16 protein-coding genes and 3 tRNA genes are annotated in these 20,370 nt (G+C 60.4%); 4 read left to right on the forward strand and 15 right to left on the reverse strand.

Annotated features, from left to right (window positions below; all coding sequences use genetic code 11):
- Nucleotides 1-26 precede the first annotated feature (26 nt).
- The 11 genes from folK to ACEUKI_RS02525 form a co-directional block, all read right to left on the reverse strand.
- Nucleotides 27-1,439 carry a 2-amino-4-hydroxy-6-hydroxymethyldihydropteridine diphosphokinase gene (gene folK / locus ACEUKI_RS02475; RefSeq protein WP_080785931.1) on the reverse strand — a complete coding sequence of 471 codons (1,413 nt, stop codon included), beginning with the start codon at nt 1,437-1,439 and terminating at the stop codon, nt 27-29.
- A gap of 109 nt (nt 1,440-1,548) precedes the next feature.
- Nucleotides 1,549-2,424: a dihydropteroate synthase gene (gene folP, locus ACEUKI_RS02480; protein WP_080785930.1), complete on the reverse strand. Its 876-nt coding sequence runs from the start codon at nt 2,422-2,424 to the stop codon at nt 1,549-1,551.
- Nucleotides 2,425-2,511: 87 nt separating this feature from the next.
- On the reverse strand, nt 2,512-3,111 hold the full coding sequence (gene folE / locus ACEUKI_RS02485) for a GTP cyclohydrolase I FolE (RefSeq protein ID WP_080785929.1): 600 nt from the start codon (nt 3,109-3,111) through the stop codon (nt 2,512-2,514).
- 94 nt (nt 3,112-3,205) lie between these two features.
- A complete protein-coding gene (gene ftsH / locus ACEUKI_RS02490) occupies nt 3,206-5,296 on the reverse strand; it encodes an ATP-dependent zinc metalloprotease FtsH (RefSeq protein WP_080785928.1) in 2,091 nt (696 codons plus the stop codon).
- Complete coding sequence (gene hpt, locus ACEUKI_RS02495) at nt 5,293-5,856, reverse strand: hypoxanthine phosphoribosyltransferase (RefSeq protein WP_080785927.1); 564 nt, start codon at nt 5,854-5,856, stop codon at nt 5,293-5,295. The genes ftsH and hpt overlap by 4 nt, the downstream gene beginning before the upstream one ends.
- Nucleotides 5,843-7,009, reverse strand: a complete 1,167-nt coding sequence (tilS, locus tag ACEUKI_RS02500) for a tRNA lysidine(34) synthetase TilS (protein WP_374156467.1) — start codon at nt 7,007-7,009, stop codon at nt 5,843-5,845. The genes hpt and tilS overlap by 14 nt, the downstream gene beginning before the upstream one ends.
- A 91-nt stretch (nt 7,010-7,100) precedes the next feature.
- Nucleotides 7,101-8,591, reverse strand: coding sequence for a D-alanyl-D-alanine carboxypeptidase/D-alanyl-D-alanine-endopeptidase (dacB, locus tag ACEUKI_RS02505; RefSeq protein ID WP_080785925.1), 1,491 nt, complete (start codon nt 8,589-8,591; stop codon nt 7,101-7,103).
- 22 nt (nt 8,592-8,613) lie between these two features.
- The gene (locus ACEUKI_RS02510; RefSeq protein ID WP_080785924.1) at nt 8,614-10,287 is read right to left on the reverse strand and encodes an ABC transporter permease; all 1,674 of its coding nucleotides are present in this window, start codon (nt 10,285-10,287) and stop codon (nt 8,614-8,616) included.
- Nucleotides 10,284-11,240 (reverse strand): ABC transporter ATP-binding protein, encoded by a 957-nt coding sequence (locus ACEUKI_RS02515; RefSeq protein ID WP_080785923.1) that lies wholly within the window; start codon nt 11,238-11,240, stop codon nt 10,284-10,286. Before ACEUKI_RS02515 ends, ACEUKI_RS02510 begins: the two co-directional genes overlap by 4 nt.
- Nucleotides 11,241-11,334: 94 nt before the next feature.
- Nucleotides 11,335-12,558 (reverse strand): glycosyltransferase family 2 protein, encoded by a 1,224-nt coding sequence (locus ACEUKI_RS02520; RefSeq protein WP_080785922.1) that lies wholly within the window; start codon nt 12,556-12,558, stop codon nt 11,335-11,337.
- A complete protein-coding gene (locus tag ACEUKI_RS02525; protein ID WP_080785921.1) occupies nt 12,558-14,201 on the reverse strand; it encodes an AI-2E family transporter in 1,644 nt (547 codons plus the stop codon). The genes ACEUKI_RS02520 and ACEUKI_RS02525 overlap by 1 nt, the downstream gene beginning before the upstream one ends.
- A gap of 75 nt (nt 14,202-14,276) precedes the next feature.
- Between ACEUKI_RS02525 and ACEUKI_RS02530 the strand changes: the two genes are divergently transcribed.
- On the forward strand, nt 14,277-15,203 hold the full coding sequence (locus ACEUKI_RS02530) for a glycosyltransferase family 2 protein (protein ID WP_080785920.1): 927 nt from the start codon (nt 14,277-14,279) through the stop codon (nt 15,201-15,203).
- 222 nt (nt 15,204-15,425) lie between these two features.
- Here the strand turns inward: ACEUKI_RS02530 and fucO are convergent, their stop codons facing one another.
- A complete protein-coding gene (fucO, locus tag ACEUKI_RS02535) occupies nt 15,426-16,577 on the reverse strand; it encodes a lactaldehyde reductase (protein ID WP_080785919.1) in 1,152 nt (383 codons plus the stop codon).
- A 335-nt stretch (nt 16,578-16,912) separates the two neighbouring features.
- On the opposite strand from fucO, the gene ACEUKI_RS02540 reads away from it, so the two are divergent.
- Nucleotides 16,913-17,404: a hypothetical protein gene (locus tag ACEUKI_RS02540; RefSeq protein ID WP_236838342.1), complete on the forward strand. Its 492-nt coding sequence runs from the start codon at nt 16,913-16,915 to the stop codon at nt 17,402-17,404.
- Here the strand turns inward: ACEUKI_RS02540 and ACEUKI_RS02545 are convergent.
- The 3 genes from ACEUKI_RS02545 to galE form a co-directional block, all read right to left on the reverse strand.
- A tRNA-Phe gene (locus tag ACEUKI_RS02545) sits at nt 17,370-17,445 on the reverse strand. The two genes, ACEUKI_RS02540 and ACEUKI_RS02545, sit on opposite strands and share 35 nt — an antisense overlap.
- Nucleotides 17,446-17,492: 47 nt before the next feature.
- A tRNA-Asp gene (locus ACEUKI_RS02550) sits at nt 17,493-17,566 on the reverse strand.
- A 224-nt stretch (nt 17,567-17,790) separates the two neighbouring features.
- Nucleotides 17,791-18,804: a UDP-glucose 4-epimerase GalE gene (galE, locus tag ACEUKI_RS02555; protein ID WP_080785917.1), complete on the reverse strand. Its 1,014-nt coding sequence runs from the start codon at nt 18,802-18,804 to the stop codon at nt 17,791-17,793.
- 283 nt (nt 18,805-19,087) lie between these two features.
- On the opposite strand from galE, the gene trmB reads away from it, so the two are divergent.
- Both trmB and ACEUKI_RS02565 read left to right on the forward strand, forming a co-directional pair.
- A complete protein-coding gene (trmB, locus tag ACEUKI_RS02560; protein WP_179133599.1) occupies nt 19,088-19,993 on the forward strand; it encodes a tRNA (guanosine(46)-N7)-methyltransferase TrmB in 906 nt (301 codons plus the stop codon).
- A 69-nt stretch (nt 19,994-20,062) separates the two neighbouring features.
- Nucleotides 20,063-20,134: transfer RNA gene (locus ACEUKI_RS02565), tRNA-Glu, on the forward strand.
- Nucleotides 20,135-20,370: the final 236 nt, after the last annotated feature.

Genomic DNA, 20,370 nt, shown 5'->3' on the forward strand with positions numbered 1-20,370 from the left:
CGTTCGTAACTGGTTCCGCCATCAGCTCAACTGTTCGACAGTATCCAGTTGTCCGATAGCAATCCGACCTGTCCGGCATCCGGTGCCATGGCCAAAAGGAAGGCCACCGGGTCGCCGCCCAGAGAAGCATTCGGGTCCATATCCAGCCAAGGTGCCAATACCGACGCATGGTTACGGGCCGACGGCCAAGGAATGCTGCAGTTGGGCTCGTCGGAAGTCACGCCTTCCATGTCGACAAGGTCAAGGTCGACTGCCAGATCATGAACGCTTTCGATGCTGCCCAATACGGCAATCAGGTCGGCGGGCGGCAACTTGGTTTCGATTTGGATGACCGCGCTCATCGCGTCTGGGCCGTCGAAATGGCTGACATGGTAGAGCGGCGAAATGCCCTGTACCTGATTGCCAGGAACACTGTCGATGGAAACGATGGTTTCGCGGAACAGCCGTTCGGCATCCTGCGAGGTGGAACCCAGCGAAATAATCGCCTTGCGTGAGACGGGTTCCGACTCCGACGCTGATTCTTGCTTGACTGCATGCCCGCCGAGCATCCAGTCTTCGCTCTCGAGCTGCACGGCGTTACGGTTCGGCGCGGCGGCCAGCAAATCGGCTACAGGCCCCTCATGGGCTCCGGCAAGTTTGGCGTTCGGATTCAGCGCCGCCCAGGGAGCCAGCACAAACGCGCGCTGCCAAGCACGCGGATGGGGCAATGCCAGATCCGGATCCGCGCTGGTGATGCCATCAAAGTCGATAATGTCCAAGTCCAACGGCCTGGAATCCCAATGATTCTCACGAATTCGCCCATGGTTCGCTTCGATGTTTTGCAACGCGGCGAGCAATTCGTGGCTGCCCATTGTGGTTTCAAGCTCCACCACGGCGTTCAGGAAATCCGGCGTACCGTCAGCCATGCCCCACGCGGCCGTGCGATAGAGCGGCGAAATACCGGTCACCTGCGTGCCAGGCAACGCATCGATTTCTCGAATGGCGGCTCGCAAGGTGGATTCCACCTCGCCCACATTGCCCCCCAAGGCCACCACCGCGTTATGGATGACATGCTTTTCAGCAGTACGTCCATTATCGGTGGCACGCACGCGCGAGATGGAGACCGATACATCTGCAAAAGCCACGACGATGGGCGCGTGAGGCTTGTGCACGGTGACGTCGATGGAGGCGACGGCCGGCGCATCGGCAAGAATCTTATCCGCGATACGTTGGGCCAGACGCTCGATCAGGTCCACATGAGGGCCTTCGATGACAGCCGCGATATCCTTGGCCACGCGGCCGTAATCGATGGTGTCGTTGAGATCGTCGGATTGGCCGGCTGCGGCCAGATCAAGGTGCAGGGTGACGTCCACGACGAAGGTTTGTGGCCGTTCGTGTTCAAAGGCGAGCACACCGTGGGTGCCGTTGGCATGTACGCCGGTAAGTGTGATGGTGTCCATTGGTAAGGCTTTCTGCTCAAATGCTCCCCTCAGTCGCCTTCGGCGCCAGCTCCCCTCGCCCGAGTGGAGCCAAGACCTAGAAGCAACCAAAAACAGGGAGCCAGGGGAATCATGCGTATTCGCGCCAGGTGTTGCCGGCGATGACGGCGGCGCGGCTTTTGGCCACATCGTGTACGCGCACGGCCCATGCGCCGTGCTCGGCGGACAGGGCGGACAAGGCTGCGGTCACGTCGTCGCGCTGGGCCATGGTCGGGCCATCAGCACCGGCAGCACCCGCCCCGGTAAGCATCGCCGAAATGAAGCGCTTGCGGGACTGGCCAATCAGCACCGGATATCCAGTGGCGCGGAAGATCTCGAGTCCGGTCAGCAGCGGTAGGTTATGCTCGATGCCGGGCTTGGAGAAGCCCAGACCAGGATCGATGATAATGCGCTCAGGCTTTACGCCGGCGGCCAGCACGCCGTCGACTTGGCGCATGAGTTCGTCGTGTACGTCGGTCAATACGCCATGCTCGTATACGGAGGTGTCTTGATCGGGGTTCGCGCCCTTGGAGCCGGCGAGCCAGCCGCGCCAATGCTGCACGATGTACAGGCAGTCGTGGTCGGCGACCACGTGCGGCAGTTCGGCGTCCAGTGTGCCGCCGGACACGTCGTTGATAATTTGCGCGGCCTCGCTCAGTGCGGCGGCGGCCACGGATGCGCGCGTGGTGTCGATGGACAGTACGGCACCGGCCGGAATCAACGTCTTGACGGCGCCGGTGATACGGGCCAGTTCGTCGGCCTCGGACACGCGCTTGGCACCGGGGCGCGTAGATTCGGCGCCGATGTCGATGATATCCGCGCCGGCGGCCATCATGTCGCGCCCGTGCTGGGCCGCCTTGGCTGGGTCCAGCCACAGGCCGCCGTCCGAGAACGAGTCCTCGGTGATGTTGAGCACACCCATCACCATGGTGTGCGTAGTGTCATGCAACGCCTGCAAATCAGTCATAGGTTATCTCCCCTTCGTTGTTTCCCTTCGCTCCCCTCAGTCGCCTACGGCGACAGCTCCCCCTCAGAGAGGGGAGCCTAGGTTGCGTCACTTGTCAAGAATCAAGCTCATGGCTTCGGCTCGGGTAGCGGGGTTGCGTAGCAGACCGCGCACCGCAGAGGTCACCGTGCGGGCGGAAGACTTCTTGATGCCGCGCATCGACATGCACAGGTGCTCGCATTCGGTCACCACAATCACACCACGTGCGCCCGCATACTCGACCAGCGCGTCGGCGATCTGCTGGGTCAAACGCTCCTGCACCTGCGGCCGGCGAGCATACACCTCAACCAGTCGGGCGAGCTTGCTCAGCCCCATCACCCCATCCTTGGCGGGAATGTAGCCCACATGGGCCACGCCATGGAAAGGCAGCAGGTGATGCTCGCACACCGAATACAGTTCGATGTCCTTGACCAGCACCAGCTCGTTAGTGTCCACGTCGAAGTGCTTCTCCAGCACATCGGCCGGCGAGGCCTGCAGACCGGCGAACAGCTCGCGGCACGCGCGGGCGATGCGGTCAGGCGTTTCCACCAGTCCCTCGCGCTCGGGATCCTCGCCAATCGACTTCAGGAACAGACGTACGGCCTCGCGCACGCCTTCCTCGTCGTATGTGCGTTTCTCCCGCTGGCAAGACTCTATATTTTCGTTCATCTCATCTCTCCCTTGTCATTGTCCACAACGACGTCGGCCCGGCCTGCGTACGTGAGAAACCACATGAACAGGTCGGGCCGAATCGTCATCGTGTCTACTCTTCCGGCTTCATGCCGACCGAGCGCTTGAGGCTTTCGGGAATCTCCACCGGCGGCTTGTCCGAGTCGGGGCGGCGGTCGTTGGACAGCCACACCGGACGAACCGGAGCCTTCTTGATCGGCGCGAAGATCGCCGCAAGTTCCTTCTCGTTCAGGGTCTCCTTGACCAGCAGCTGGCGGACCAGCTCGTCAAGAATATCGCGGTTGTCGTTGATGATGGTCCATGCCTCGGTGTGCGCGGTCTCCACCAGCTTCAACACTTCGTCATCGATCACTTCAGCGGTACGATCGGAGTACTTGCGCGGCTGCAGACCATCCATCACAGTGGTCTGATCGTCGTCGGAACCCCACTTGATGGCGCCGAGCTTATCGGAGAAGCCGTATTCGATCACCATCGTACGGGCGATGCTCGTAGCCTTCTCGATATCGTTCGAAGCACCGGTAGTCGGGTCGTGGAAGACGATTTCCTCGGCGGTGCGGCCACCCATCGCGTAGGCCATCTGGTCGAGCAGCTGGTTGCGCGACTGCGAGTAGCGGTCGGAGGTCGGCATGACGGCGGTGTAGCCGAGGGCGCGGCCTCGCGGCAGAATCGTCACCTTGGTCACCGGATCGGTGTTGTTCAAGGCGGCGGCCACCAGCGCATGGCCACCCTCGTGGTATGCGGTGTTGCGCAGCTCTTCCAGAGCCATGCCCTTGGACTTGCGCTTCGGGCCGGCCTGAACGCGGTCGATGGCCTCGTCGATGGCGCGGTTGTCAATCAACTGGGCACCGGCACGGGCGCACAGCAACGCGGCTTCGTTGAGCACGTTGGCCAAATCAGCACCGGTGAAGCCCGGCGTACGCACGGCGACCATATGCAGGTCGACGTCCGGTACGAACGGCTTGCCCTTGGCGTGCACCCTCAGAATTGCCTCACGGCCTTCCAGATCAGGGGCGGCCACACCTACCTGACGGTCGAATCGACCCGGACGCAGCAGAGCGGGGTCGAGCACGTCAGGGCGGTTGGTGGCGGCGATGATGATGAGGTTGGTGTCGTTGTCGAAACCGTCCATCTCGACGAGCAGCTGGTTCAGCGTCTGCTCGCGCTCGTCGTGGCCACCGCCCATACCGGAGCCACGCTTGCGACCCACAGCATCGATCTCATCAATGAAGATGATGGCGGGAGCGTTCTTCTTGGCCTCATCGAACAGGTCACGCACACGGGAGGCACCGAGACCCACGAACATCTCGACGAAGTCGGAGCCGGCCATCGAGTAGAACGGCACACCGGCCTCACCTGCGATGGCTCGGGCCAGCAACGTCTTACCAGTGCCGGGAGGGCCGTACAGCAGCACGCCGCGCGGGATGCGCGCACCCAGCGCCTTGTACTTGGACGGATCCTTAAGGAAGTCCTTGATTTCCTCGACTTCGGCCACGGCCTCGTCTTCACCGGCCACATCGGCGAACTTGGTGGTGGGGGTCTGGCCCTCAAGCAGCTTGCCGCTGTTCTTCTTGCCGCCCATGCCGAGCATGCCGCCGGCGCCGCCCATGCGGCTCATCAGCCACCAGAACAGGGCGAGGATGATGACGAACGGCAGAATCGAGGTGATGAGGTAGCTCATCACACTGGTCTGCTCGATATTCGAGGTCCAGCCCTTTTCGAGATCGCCGTTCTCCACGGCCTTGGCCACCTGTGCGCCTTGGGCGAAGGTGTAGTGGAACTGCACGTTCTTGCCGTAGTTGGTCACCTTGCCGGTGTCGGCGTTCTTCTTGGTGTAGTCATTCTTCAGCTCAAGGCGGACGACCTGCTTGTTGTCCGTAATCTCGGCGTATGTGGCCTTGCCCTGATTGATCAGCGCGAAACCATCTTTAGTATCGATGGTTTTGGTGCCACCGCCGGCGAACATCTGGAACATCAGCACAACCATGACCACGAGCACGGCACCCCACAGCCAGGGGGACTGCCATATCGGGCGGTTCTCTTTGTTGCCTTTGCCATTGTCCCCGTTATTGCCATGGTTGAACGGGTTGGTGAACGGGTTGCCGTTGTTACGGTTGTTGTTCGGGTTCGGGTTATTGCCGTTACCCGGCCCTTGCGGGAAGCTCATGCTTGCACTCCTTGGTAGACGGACGGCTTGAGGACCGCGATCGAATCGAGGTTACGGTAGCGTTCGTCAAAGTCGAGGCCGAAGCCGACGACGAACTCGTCCGGAATCTCATAGCCGGCGTACTTCACATCAACGTCCACCTCTCGGCGGGAAGGCTTGCTCAGCAAAGCGAAGACTTCCACGGAAGCGGCACCACGACGTTTCAGTTCTGCGACCAGCCACGCGAGCGTGCGTCCTGAATCAACAATATCCTCCACAATCAAAATGTGCCGTCCGCGAACATCGGCGGACAAATCCTGCCTGACTGTGACCTCACCGCTCGACACTGTGCCCGAGCCATAGCTCGACAGGCTCATAAAGTCGATCTGTACAGGAATGCTCATGGTCTGGGTGAACGCGACCAGCGTATTCACGGCCCCTTTCAGCACCGCAACGAGCAGCGGATTCTTATCGCGGTAATCCTCGCTCGCGAGAGCAGCCATCTCGTGGATCTTGGCATCGATCTGTTCTTTGCTGACCAGCTCGTGGTCAATATCTTCCTCAACGTCAGCGATTCGCATGCGCTCCATCTTGGCACACGCGAATGACGTGTTTCTTGCGATTGGCTGAATAACCTCTGGGAAGTGAGACGCCGCCTTGCCCATGCCAATCGACGACCAGCCGGTCGATGGCGGCAATCTGGGCAGCACTGGCGTTCACACCGGCTTGGCTCAGCGCGTGAGCGATGACCCGCAACCGAATCGCCTCTGGCTCACGTGCAATACGTTTGACGCTAATCATCAGGCCGATGCCATGGCTTGAATCGTTGGTATCGCCTGCCGCACAGGCTCGTGGCGTATCGGTCGATACCGCTGCCGACGATGCCGGCCAATCAACTGCCGTAACCGCCTCCCCCATCACCTCGTCGGATCGCTGATCCAAATACTCCTTATCCATTCTGGCCAACCGTGCGCTTTCGGCGAAATGGCGGGTGACATTGAATCCAGCGAATCGTTCGATGGCCGGCAGCAGGTCGTGGCGCACCCGCGAGCGCAACGGATAGTCATTCGGCAACTCGCCGTCTACCGCATCGCCATTGGTGGGGTCATCCCAATATTCCATACCTAAGTCTTCACAGATGCCGGTGGTTTCGGCTCGAGTAAGGGTAAGCAGTGGCCGCGCAAAAGTCGCGCCACTGCGTGTGAAGACCTGCGGCATGCCAGCCAACGCATCCACGCCTCGACTGCGCAGCAGGCCAATCAATACGGTTTCCGCCTGATCGTCCATAGTGTGGGCCAACAGCACGGCAATGGCACCCGATTCATGCGCCGCGGCGCACAGCTCGTCATACCGGGCCTGCCGTGCGGCCGCTTCGAGGCCCTCGCCGCGCGCCTGTACGGTTGCGTTGCGCACGATGACCGGGCCCAGTCCCAACGCGCGGCAACGATCCGCGGCCTCGCTGGCGACCTGTTCGGAACCCTCCTGCAAGCCGTGATCCACAATCACGGCACCGCAACGCACGCCCATGGACGTGCATACGATATGGCTCACCGCAGCCAGTGCCATCGAATCGCGCCCGCCTGAACAGGCCACGAGCACGAGTGGCGCATCGGAGGCAACGGCATGGTCCCCATGCTGCGCGAATTCGGGAGCCTGCACATCGCATAGTTCCACGGCGCTCAACGTTGCGCGGACCGCGCCTACGGCCTTGCGCAATCGTGCGGAATATGCCATGTACTCACCACCTTTTTTTCTGGTTATAGGCACTCGTGCGTTTATGGACGTTTACGGCCTTTGTAGCCCTTGATGGCCCTTGATGCCTCTTTTACAGCCTCGCGAGCTTGGTGATGAACGAGTCGATGGCGCTACGTGCGGCGGCATAATCCTCAGGATTGTTGACCACCACGGCAAACGACAACGCTCCCCCATTGGTGCGGGACACATTGCCGGCCATCGACGTAACCGTGCCGAGGCTGCCGGTTTTGACGCGCAGCAGACCAGCCACGGCATCATCCGTATACCGATCCTGCGCCGTGCCCACCAACCCCGCGATGGATAGACCTTCCGCACCAGCAGCACCGCTCTCGGTGGTCAGATTACGTTGTTGGACGGCCGCCAGCGTGCGTACGGTGAGCCGGGAGCCGGGAGACAGGCCGGAGCAATCGGCCATGGTCAGACCGGATGTGTCGAGACCGAGATCGTTCAGAGTGGATTTGACCGCTTCCGTGCCGCCTTCAGGACTGTTTGTCGCTGATTTCGCCAAGGCGGTGAGTCTGCCGAACTCCTCGGCCAGCGTATTGTCCGAATGCCGCAACGTGTATGCCATGATTTCGGACAGTGTTGCCGAACTCACCGAAGCCAAAGGCGTTTCGCCGGATGGAGCGGTGTTTGCCGTCACGTCTCCGGTAACGGCCACGCCGTTCGATTGGAGCAGTTCGGCGAATTTCGTGGCCGCGTCGCTGGCGGTGTGCTGGGACAGTTCCGGGTATCCGGCCGAATCATCGGGGTCGGCCGGCGCAGGCGTATCGGCGGTGTATTGGCGGCCTCCATCAATCGCCATTGATGAGACCGGCGTGAAGTAGACGGTGTAGTCGCTTAAGACTGCGCCGCCTTCCGACAGACCTGCGGAAATGCGTGAGTCGCCGAATAGGGTGTCGTCGTACTCGAGATTGACGGAAGTGATGCCTCGCTGGGCGAGCGCGGCCACGGTGGCCTTGGCCAAGGTGTTCAGACCGGCACGTCCGTTGGTATGGTTGGCGTCAGAATCGCCTGCAGACAGCAGCATGTCGCCATTGCCTTTGAGAGTCAACGTATTGGTGCCGTCATCGGATTGGGTGAGGAACACTTGGGTATCCAAGGTGGATGCCATATTCAGGGTGGATGAGGCGGCGAGCGCGGTCAGCGTTTTCAGTGTGGATGCAGGCTCGCGTGGAGTGTTCGACTCGTGTTCGGCAGCGACGGTGCCTTGGGCGTCTTCAATGATCACCGACGTATCGTTTCCCACGCCTTGCGCGGACAGCAATTCGTTGACCAGCGCAGAAGCGGCCGTGGAATCAATGGCCTTGTTCGTGTTCAAGGTGCCAGCGACGGTGCCGCCCGATTTGGCGGTGGCTGGATCGGCAAAAACAGGTGCGGTGACGGGCTTCAACGTCAATAATCCGGGGGCCACGTCGGTGATGTCGGCGGCGCAGTACCCCGCGAACAGGGCGATGGTGGTCAGTGCGGAAATGATGACGGTCAGTGTTCGGCGATGCGATCGTTGGGTCCGCCGTTGCGCTTCACGCCGCTGACGGCGTGATACCGCTGTAGATACCATCGTGCTCCTTATGCCAAGGCGATCATTTCTGCAATGAGGCGAACGAGTCGAGTGTTGCCACAATCGAGAGCATTCGCGCATCCATCAGCTTACCGCCCAGCCATGTCCCGAGTGCCAGGATGCCGATGCCGTTGGCCAGCGCGACCGGAATAATCGCCAGCCATATGCCGCCTTCGGCTCCCGTCAGCAGCATGACCAGCGCCACGATGCCGGTGGGCAGCATGAGCAGCAGGCTGCCGAGCATGTAGACGAACGGGAAGAAACCTTGGGCCATGGCGCGGCCTTGAGGCGCGGAGAACGGCTTGTCCATTGAGGCGACCGGGTACATCAGTACACAGGAGGTGACTTCGGACACACCCAGTCCGCTCAAGGCGACGCCCATGCCCACGGCGAGGAAGATCAGGCCGATGACGAGCTCATCGGGCTGCGCCCAGCGGCCGGTCAGTGCGCCGACCAGCACGATGCCGGCGAGATAGAGCAGCACCATGTGGACGACCATGATGCCGACGTAGACGCGTACGCGGCCGATTCTGTCGGTCCGGCCACGCACGCCGGCGATGGCTTCCATGGTGAAGCCGCGGCCGTCATATGCGAGCCCGTTGCTTTCCACCACGGACATGAACCAGCCACACCAGATCAGCGACTGCCAGACGACCGCGCTGATGCCGTGCGCCTGGAAGGCGAAGATGATCAGGAACAGGACCGGCATGGCGAAGGTCATGGCTTGGCGGGGGTCTCGTTTGAGATAGGTGATCAGGCGTGCGGACACCGCGCCGGATGCCGAATCGGGCATCCATGCGAATGCGCCGATGCCTTTGGCGGTCTCGGACGGACTGTTTGCGCCGATGGTGAGCCGTTCATGCCTCAAACACCAAGTGCATACGGCGAAGCAGACAATCCATGTGACGGCAAGGATGGCGATGCGGGCGAGCAGCACCGCCCAGGCTCCGGTAAGCGCGTCGAACGGCAGTTGGAAGGCCGCGCCGAACGGCGTCCATGCGGCGATGGTGGTCGCCGCGCCCCAGGTTTCGGTGTTGAGGCTGAAGGCTATGCCGGAGTTGACCAGAATGTTCGGCAACTGGCAGATGATGACGAACGTCAGCACGATGAAGATGTAGAACGCGCCTTTGCCGCGTTTGCTGGTCACCAGCGTGGTGGATAGGGCGATGAGCAGTTTGGAGATGCTCATCATGGTGATGACGGCCAGCACTGCGGCGAGGAGGGAACTGATGATTACGGCTGGTCCCATATGCCGATAGGCCAGTGTCCAGAGCATCAGTGAGGCCACGCCGGTAAGGGCGGGGATGCCGGACAGGCCGGAAAGCAGCAAGCCGAATTGCAGGTTGCGGTCGGCGATGCCGTAGAGCGCGAATTTGCGTGGGTTCATGATGGAGCCTTCGCCAAGCATCATGAGCTGGATGAAGCCGATGAAGATGGTCATGGTCGCGCCGACCAGCACGACGACTATGTTGACGATGCCTCCGGGACCAAGGATGTTCAGCGGAAAGCCATCCGCGTTCACGGTGAAGGGCGGCAGTATGCCGATGAACCATGCGAGCACGCCGGTGCCGATGATGGTGCCGGCCGCGAGTACGGCGGAAAAGACATAGGCGACGGTCTGCCACGCCGATTTTCGCAGGGTGGCGAGCGTGAGCGTCCAGCGCAGGCGGACCAGGGTGATGGCGCTGCTGATCATCGGCGGGCCTCATCGGTAGGTGTGGCGGGCGTAGGCGGAATGGGATGGGCCGGCTGGGCCGAAGTTGGTGCTTGGGCTTGGGCCTGCCCGCCATCGAGCCACGCGAGATGGGCGGCTTCGTGGCGGCCGCCGACCAGTTGCAGGAAGCGGTCTTCGAGTTCTTCGCCAGCAGCGACCTCGTCCACCGTGCCGGCCGCGCACACCAGACCATTGTTGATTACTGCCACGTGCGTGCACATCTTTTCGACCAATGCCATCACGTGTGAGGAGATGATCACCGTACCGCCGGTCTTCGCGTATTCGATGAGAATGTCTTTGAGGTTGGCGCTGGACACCGGGTCCACGGATTCAAACGGCTCATCCAAGACCAGAATGCGCGGGCTGTGAATCATCGCGGAGGCCAGGCAGATTTTCTTGGTCATGCCGGCCGAGTAATCGGTGACCATCGTGTTGGCGGCCCCAGCCAAGTCGAAAGCATTGAGCAGGTCCTGGGCGCGACGCGTGGTCTCCTCGCGGCTCATGCCGCGCAGCATGCCGGAGTAGACGAGCAATTGCAAACCGGTCAGTCGGTCGAAGATCTGGTCGGGCTGGGGCATGACGCCGATCATGCGCTTGGCCGTGTTCACGTCGCTCCACACGTCATGGCCCAAAATCATGGCGGTGCCGGCGTCCGGCACCAATAGACCGGTCACCATATTGAGCGTGGTGGTTTTGCCGGCGCCGTTAGGGCCCACCAGTCCGTAGAACGAGCCGATTGGAATGTCAAGTGCGAGCCCGTTGACGGCGATCTTCCGGTCGAAGTGCTTGAACAGGCCGCGAATGGACACCGCCGCATTCGGATTCGGCGGCCATGCTTGCGGCTGTGGCTGTTGCGGCTGCGAAGACGTGGGAGCGGCGGCTGGCATCATCGGCGGCTGAAATCCGACATTCCCCTGAGTATTGTCTAAGTTCATACATCCACTCTAGCCCACCAGCCACCCCTCAGCGAAACACCCCCGGGTTGCTGTTGGATTGCCCCGCTGAGCGGCTCCGGACTAGCGGAATCGGTCAGCCCTTATGCGCGATGGGCTTCCACTGGGCTTTGGCGAAGATGGCCTGGAAGGAGATCGGCACGTAGCTGAGCATGTAAATCGGGAAGCTGAGCACATAGGCGAGCAGCTCCTTGTTCGTGGCACCGATCTGGTCGTGCTCGACAATGATGGTCAATGCAGCCAATGCCATCAGGCCCAACACCGATGTGATGATGCCGCTGGACCAAACGGCCAGCGATTGCAGCTGGCTCAGCCAACTCACGAAGCCACACGCGGCGAACAGCAAGCCCATTACCGCGCGAATCACGCCCAACACGGTAAACGGACACAGCATCAAGGTGAAGTCGATGCAGGAGAAATCACGTTCGCGAACCGCGCGTTTCAGCAATGCCGAGCCATAATAACGGAATACCTGCAGGAACCCCTTGCTCCAACGCAAACGCTGACGCCAACTTTGCGAGAAGGTAACCGGCTGCTCGTCGTAGAGGATCGCAGTACCGCAATAGCCGATGCGGTCGCCATGCAGAATCGAATCCATAGTGAATTCAAGATCTTCAGTGAGCAGGTGGAACTTCCATCCCTTGTTCCGCTTCATCACCTCGCGGGAGAACATGAATCCCGTACCGCCCACATGGCAAGAGGAACCGAGAATCATACGCGAGTTAGACAGGAATCGCGATTCACGGATGAACCACAGCGCAGAACCAGAAGACACCCAGTTATCCGCCAGATTCACCGAATTACGGTAGCTGGTCAGAATCTTGAATCCGGAGCAGAACGCCTTGTTCATTTCCTCGAAGTAGTGCTTGTCCAGCTTGTTATCGGCATCGAACACGAAGTAGGCCTCATAATCATCGGCCACACCGATGTCGAGCATATGCCCCAACAGATACGTCAGCGCATATCCCTTGCCAACCAGTTCAAGATTGTGGCGTTCCACCACATGGCAGCCCAAAGACCGCACCACGTCGGCGGTGTTGTCGGTGCAGTTGTCGGCCACCAGCCAGATGTCGATGAGGTCGGACGGGTAGGTCTGATCGCGAATCGACCCAATAAGGTTGCCAATCACGTTTTCTTCGTTGCGCGCGGAGATCAGTACGGCATACCGGTTGGTCATCGGGGCGTCGGGGAAGCGCACGGGCTTGGCGAACAGGGACATCACGATGCACAGCCCCTGATATATCATGCCGGCACCACCGACGATTACCAGGAGAATATCGAGCACGGAAAGCAGGGTCATCAGCGCCACCCCGCCCTAGGATTGCTGGAGGCAGATTGATCAGACTGCTTGGTTTGCTTGCGTTGCTCGGGCTGCTCAGACTGCTGCGTATCCGCGGCACCACGCTGCGGAATCGCCGCCGTATCCGGCTCGTCAGAGCTTGCATCCGCACCGACTGTATTATCGGCGTTATCGGTATCCGGCTCCGGCTCAGTGCCACGCAATCCCTTGCGAGCGCTGGAGGATAGCACGTTCTTCGGAATCGCCACGGTGGCGGAATCGTCCAAATCGGATTCTTTCGTCTCGCGTGGCGGAATCGCATAAATCTGTTCCTGCAGCAAACGCAGTTCCTCGTTCATCGGCACACGGCTGGTGGACCCCTTGGCCGCACGCGGCATGTGTTCGCCGATTGGCTGCAGCACATGCTCGCCGAACGCTTCGGACGCCTTGACGATCTTGGACTTCTTCTCCGGAGTCGGATCATTCATCAGCGGTGAGTCAATCAGCTCATAGCGCTTGGTGTACGCACGGAAGATGGCCTGCAGCGATGCGGTGACCGGCAGCGCCAGGAACGCGCCGAACGCGCCGAACAGCGAACCGAACGCCAGCACCGCAAGGAAGGCGACGGCCGCGTTGATATCCATCGTGCGCTGCGAAATCCTCGGCGAGAGAATCAGGTTCTCAATCTGCTGGTAGACAATGATGAACACCAGCACCGCCACGGCGTACGTCCATCCGCGGTTGCCCCAAGCGAACAGCACCGGCAGCGCGCCGCCGATATAGGTGCCGACCGTGGGGATGAACTGGGATACCACGCCGCAGAACAGGGCCAACGGCAGCCAGTAGGGCACACGCAGAATCTCTAAGAAGATGGCAGTGCAAGTGGCATTGATCAACGCCAGAATCGAACGGGAGAACAGGAAGGACGAAATCTGGCCTTGGGCCACAGTCCACACCAGCAGGAATCGGCGCTGCGTGTTGGGGGCCAGCCACTGGCAGAAGGAGCGGCGCAGTTTGGGACCGGCGGCGGAGATGTAATACGCGGTCATGACCACGGTCATGAGGTTCAGCAGGAAGGAGAACAGGCCGCCCACCGTACTCATGGCGGTACCGGCAAAATCGGTGACCCACGAGGTCTGGATATTGTTGAAGATTTCCATGCCGAGATTGCTGATTTCCGGCATCTTGAATGTGGCATACTGGTCCACCAACTCACGAATCTGCTCATACATGGCCGGCAAACCGCGGACCATGGCAATCATCTGCTGTACGAACATGTTGCCAAATAGCGTGAGCAGCACACCCCCGACCACGGCCACGCCCACCAAGCTGACGGCGGAAGCCACGCCACGCTTCCAGCCATGAGCCACCAGCGCCACAACCAACGGCTCGACGGCCAGCGCCAGGAACAACGAGATGATGATGTCAAGCACCAGATAGGAGATGTCGCCCCACGAGCGCCAGCAGAACATGAACACGATGACGGCGAGGGCCACATACAGCAGCGCGCGGCCGAACCATTCCGGTGGCCTGCGGGAATCTCCCTTGGCGGGGAACAAAGTACCAAAGTCGATACGATTCTCGTCGTCCGGGTCTGCCCCGGCCTCTACGGCACCGGTTCTCGACGTGTCGTTGCTGTTTACGTTTCGCGCGCGTTCGCTCATGGCTCCCCATTGTAGCGAGGGGTTTGAAGCTCGGATACGCCGGCGGCGTACACCCGCTTTTCTATTGTTGATGTTATGCTCAACGTTTCGATCATCATCCCAGCGTGGAACGAAGCCGAACGCATCCGCGACTGCCTGCTGAATGCCACCCGTCAGACCATCATGCCGCATGAGGTGCTGGTGGTGGACAACCGTTCTACGGACAACACCTGTGCGGTTGTCGAACAGTTCATCGCCGAACATCCCGAGGCCCCGGTCAAACTGTTGCACCAGAACGATGAACAGGGGCTGATTCCCACCCGCAACTTTGGTCTGAACGCCGCGACCGGCGATGTGCTGGGCCGTTTTGACGCCGACTGTATGATTCGGCCTGACTGGGTGGAGGTGGTCTCCGGCATCTTCACCGAAGACCCGGCCGCGATGGGCGCCACTGGTCCGGTGATGTATTACGACATGCCCTCACGTCATTTCGGGTTGAAAGGCGACAATTCCTTACGCAAGCGAATCTACCGTGCCGATGGCGGCCAGCCGCTGCTGTTCGGCTCGAATATGGCCTTGCGCGCTTCGGCCTGGCATCAGATCGCGAATGAGGTCTGCCGAGATAAGGCCGATGTGATGCATGAGGATATCGATATTTCCCTGCATCTGATGGGCAAGAATCTGAAAACCGTGTACTCGCCGCGCATGATCGCCGCGATGAGCGCGCGACGGATGGACACGTCGCTGAGTTCATTCCTGAACTACATGCGACGTTTTAAGAATACGTTTGATGCACATCCGCAACATACGCGCACGCATAAGCCGGAGGTGTTGTTCACCGCCATGTATCCGGCGATGCACATGTTCTACCCGGTGTGGCAGAAAGTGCTGAATTCCGCGGATATCAATCCTGCTGAAGCCGCGTGGATCAACGAGCAGATGGAACTGGCGGAGGCGCAAGGCAAGCAGCTGTACGACGAGACCCCCACTGACGAAGTCTACGACGAAAAGCACGAAAAGTAGCTTGATATACGAGCCCTCTCTGCTTATGCAAGCTCCCTCTGATGAGGGAGCTGTCGAACGAAGTGAGACTGAGGGAGAGACTGCGACGCAGTCGCTAAAACATTGAATCGGCCGCAGGCCGATATCTATTATTCAGCGGCTACGCCGCAACTTCTCTCCCTCGGTCAGCTACGCTGACAGCTCCCTCATCAGAGGGAGCTAATGCTTACTGTCATCGACTGATCACATCAGCGACTTGTAAATCGCGAGGATGTCCTCTTCGGTTGCCTGACGCGGGTTGCCGGGGGTGCACACGTCGTGGAACGCGTCGTGAGCCAGCGGCTCAAGGTCGGCCTCGGTGGCGCCCACTTCGGAAATCGTGGTCGGGTTCTTCAGATCCACGGTCAGCTTGTGGACGGCCTGCACGGCCTCTTCGCGCACCTTCTCCAGGTCGCCGGTGTAGGCGTCCTCGATGCCGAACGCATCGGCGATGTCGCGGTACTTCTCACCGGTGAAGTCCTTGTTGTATTCCATGACCGGGGCCAGCAGAATACCGTTGGCCACACCGTGGGCCACGCCCAGACGACCGCCCAGCGGGTGAGCCATGCCGTGCACCAGACCGAGGCCCACGTTGGAGTAGGCCATGCCGGTGATGTAGGACGCGTAGGCCATCTGCTCGCCAGCCGGAATGTCGCCGTCGGCGGACTTGGCCAGGTTCTTGGCAATCATGCGAATAGTCTGCATGGACAGGCAGTCGGACAGGCTCCAGGCACCCGGGGTAATGTAGCCCTCGATGGCGTGGGTCAGGGCGTCAAGTCCGGTGGCGACCTTCAGGCCGCGCGGCATGGAGTCGGTCAGATCCGGGTCCACGAAAGCGACGATCGGGATGTCGTGCGGGTCGACAGCCACGAACTTACGCTTGTTGGCGGTATCGGTGACCACGTAGTTGATGGTCGTCTCGGAAGCGGTACCAGCGGTGGTCGGCACGCCGAAGATCGGGACGGACGGGTTCTTGGTATCCGCGACGCCTTCCAGAGAAAGCACGTCGGCGAACTCCGGGTTGGCGGTGATGATGCCGATGCCCTTGCAGGTGTCTTGCGGGGAACCACCGCCCAGGCCGATCAGGAAGTCCGCACCGGACTCGGCGAACTTGGCGACGCCGTCCTTAATGCACTCGACCGGCGGGTTCGGCTTGACGTTGGAGAACACTTCGTAGGGCAGGCCGGCCTCATCCAGAACCTTGGTGACCTTCTCGGCGGTACCGGTCTCCAGCAGTACCGGATCAGTGACGATAAATGCCTTGGTGAAACCGTGCGACTTCGCGACGGCAGGAATCTCCTTGATCGCGCCACGTCCGAAGTATGCAGTCTGGTTGAAAATCATGCGGTAGACCATAGGGGCTCTCCTTTTGAACTAGTGTCTTAACTGGTGGTCCACTCTGTCTTTGAGTGGTCCAACGGTTCCCCAGTCTACTCCGCGCATAAGCATTCACCTGAAAACACGTTGAAAGAACAACACTGAAAATAATGGCAAGAAATGGCGGAATTCCGCACTTGTCGAAGTATTGTCCATTGACCAAACCAGTTCAATCGCCCGAAATCTCAACGATAAGACCATTTTCCGGAGTCGCTTGATGCTCTCCGAGAAACTCGTCTCCTATCCGCTTACTTCGCGCGTAGCGCAATCAATACCTGCTGCACTCCTTCTACTGCTGGGGCCAGCTCGGCACCGTGGTCATCTCCACGCTGTTTCTGTTTGCGTTCGGCACTGACTCATGGCCGGTTCTCGCTTGCTTGTGGGCGATTGTGCCTGCCATCGGCATCGCGATGTTCGCTGGCGCTCCCATGCCGCGCATTGTGCCGGAGGGCACGGCGACCATGCGGTTCGCCGACTTGTCGAAGAAGCCGGTGTTCTACCTGATGTTCCTTATGATGCTGTGCGCGGGCGCGGCCGAACAGGGCATGAGCCAGTGGGCCAGCGCGTTCGCCGAGTCCGGTCTGGGCGAGACCAAGGTGATTGGCGACTTGGCGGGACCTGCCGCATTCGCCCTGATGATGGGCCTGTCCCGCACGATTTACGGAGTGCTGGGGCATCGACTGAATCTCAGCCTTTGCATTGACCGGCCAGCCCGCCGGAGTAGGTACGTGACGGATATGCAAAAGCCCCGCACAAGGCGGGGCCTTATCATGGTGGCTCCGAACGGCGTCGATCCGTTGACCTAGCGATTTTCAGTCGCTCGCTCTACCAACTGAGCTACAGAGCCATGAACAGTCAAAAACCCGGATAATCCGGGCTTCATAACCATTCCAGCGACCCCGGCCGGACTTGAACCGGTGACCTCCGCCGTGACAGGGCGGCGCTCTAACCAACTGAGCTACGGGGCCATTGTTCTCACTTGCGTGAGGCAACAGATGTACATACTACTGAAATTCGCCGGTCATGCAAACTTCGGCGTGTTCCGCATAATTTCAAGGTTTTTGCTATCACCAGCACGCGAACACGTCTGCCACAAACATCCACAAAACGACGAAGGGCGCGACCGGAACCCCGGTCACACCCTTATGAACAGAAGCACTTCACGGCATCCACCGCAAAGCAATCGTCAATCTCAGTCAGCCTGCTTCCAGGTGTCGACGTCGATGTGGTGTTCGGGGTTGGCCTGCCAGGCATCCCACGCGGACTTGACGATGTCTTCCACGTCGTACTTGGCGTGCCAGCCCATCTCCTCGTTGATGCGCTTCGGGGAGCCGATCAGGTGCGGCGGGTCGCCGGCGCGGCGGGCCATGACAGCCTCGGCGAACGGCAGACCGGTGACCTTCTTGACTTCGTCGACGATCTGGCGCACGGAGGTGCCTTCGCCGGTGCCGACGTTGAAGGCGTCGTACTTGCGCTCGTCACGGTCGAGGTACTTGAAGGCGGCGATGTGGGCGTCGGCCAAGTCGGAGACGTGGATGTAGTCGCGCACGCAGGTGCCGTCCGGAGTCGGGTAGTCGTCGCCGAAGATGGCGGGAGCCTTGCCCTGCTTGAGGCGATTGAACAGCATCGGGATGAGGTTCAGGATGGCCGGATCCTCAAGCTCCACCGGACCGCAGCCGGCCACGTTGAAGTAGCGCAGCGCGCAGAAGCGGATGCCGAACGGCTGCTCGCAGGCGCGTGCCATCCACTCGCCGAACAGCTTGGTCTGGCCGTAGGGGTTGATCGGCAGCATCGGGACGACGTCCTCAGGCACCACGTCGACCGGCGGCACACCGTAGGTGGCGGCGGAGGAGGAGAAGACGAGCTTCTTGGCGTTCTTGGACTGGGTCATGCCGGTGAGCACGTTGAGCATGCCGTTGATGTTCTGCTGGTAGTACCACAGCGGCTTCTCCACGGATTCGCCGACCTGCTTGCGAGCGGCGAAGTGGATCACGGAGTCGACGCCTTCGGCATCGAGGATTTCGGCCAGACGCTCGCCGGCGCCCGGGGCGGCGATATCCATGCCGTACAGGCGGGAGCCTTCGATGCGAGTGGGCTTGCCGTAGCTCAGATCGTCGACGACAACGACCTTTTCGCCGGCCTGATGGAGTGCGTGAACGACATGCGCGCCGATGTAGCCGCAGCCGCCGGTGACGAGAACTGTCATAGTTGACCTTTCCTTGTGCGGGTTGCAAAGTGTCGGCCGTGGGGAACTCAGCGGCTGTTCACTTTTGGTCCGCTTTGTTACCTTTTGAAACAATTTGAGTATATCACACGAACATAATCGCACAAAACGGTGGTGTCGTCCGGCAATATCTGCATTCATTAGGTCGATTTGGCGTTCATTAGGTAGGTCGGCCCGGAGCCGGCCCGCACGGACACCGGGTAAATGGCTTGATATGGTGGTTGGTATCGCACACCACCTATCTAATGAACGCCAAATCGACCTAATGAATGAACAGCGGTGCGGCGCACAAGGAAAATCCGAGGAATATATGACCGATCCCGAATCCACAGCAATCGATTCCGTCGCCGCGATGGCCACGGACCACACCGAGGCACCGGCGCACCCCCTGCACAAGGTGCTCTCCTTCGTACGCCGCTCCGGGCGTTTGGACGATCGCCTGCAGCGCGCATGGGACAACTATGCCGGCACATATCTGTTGGATATTGCGGCCGGCAACCTGCTGGACGTGCGCGAAGGCGTCACGCTCGACCGCGCGTTCGTGGAGTCCGCATGGGGCAACGACAATCCGCTCATTGTGGAAATCGGCACCGGGCAGGGAGAAAACGTGGTGGCAGCAGCCGCAGCCCACCCGGAGACGAACTTCCTTGCCCTAGAGGTCTATGACCCCGGCGTGGCTCACACGCTGCTGCTCGCCGGCAAGCAGGGGCTGACCAACATTCGCGTGGCCCAGGTCAATGCGCCCGAGCTGTTCAAGGTGACCGCGGCCGGCACCGTGGCCGAGGTATGGACCTTCTTCCCCGACCCTTGGCCCAAGAAGAAGCACCACAAGCGCCGCATCGTGCAGGAGGCCATGGCCGGCGACATTCATCGCGCACTGGTCACAGACGGCGTCTGGCGCATCGCCACCGACATCGAGGACTATGCCCTGCACGTGCACGAGGTGATGGACGGGCTCAACGGTTGGAAGAACCTGGGCAGCGTAACCGTCAGCCTGCCAACCGAACATGTGGGCAAGGGCAATGCCGACATGGCCGCCGATATGCCGCACGCCGACTTCACCGAATCCGAGCGATTCGAGGGCCGCGTGCTCACCAACTTCGAGAAGAAGGGCCTGGCCGCCGGCCGCGTGATTCATGACTTCACCTATCAGGCCGTTACTCTGAACTGATTGCGACACGCCGAAATGCTGTCGATTTGCATAACCGAACAACCTCCCGTAGAGTAATTCGAGTTGTTCGCCCCCATCGTCTAACGGTTAGGACACCAGACTTTCAATCTGACAACGAGGGTTCGACTCTCTCTGGGGGTACTTCACTAAAGACCTCGGTCATAGCGACCGAGGTCTTTTCGTATTCGCGGGACCAGGTCTGAAAGCATTCGGCCCGCTTGATATGTGCTCATGCTTTCATCTCAGCACGTGTTCGCGCCCGCCACAAGGACTATCCCACCGTAGACGATGTGACATCCTCCACACTGTGACTTCGCGCACAGGGTCCCGACGCCACCCTCACCCCGTTTATCGACACCATGCGTGTATAACCGCAT

It is taken from the genome of Bifidobacterium sp. 2450, assembly GCF_041900695.1.
Classification (GTDB): Bacteria; Actinomycetota; Actinomycetes; order Actinomycetales; family Bifidobacteriaceae; genus Bifidobacterium; species Bifidobacterium longum.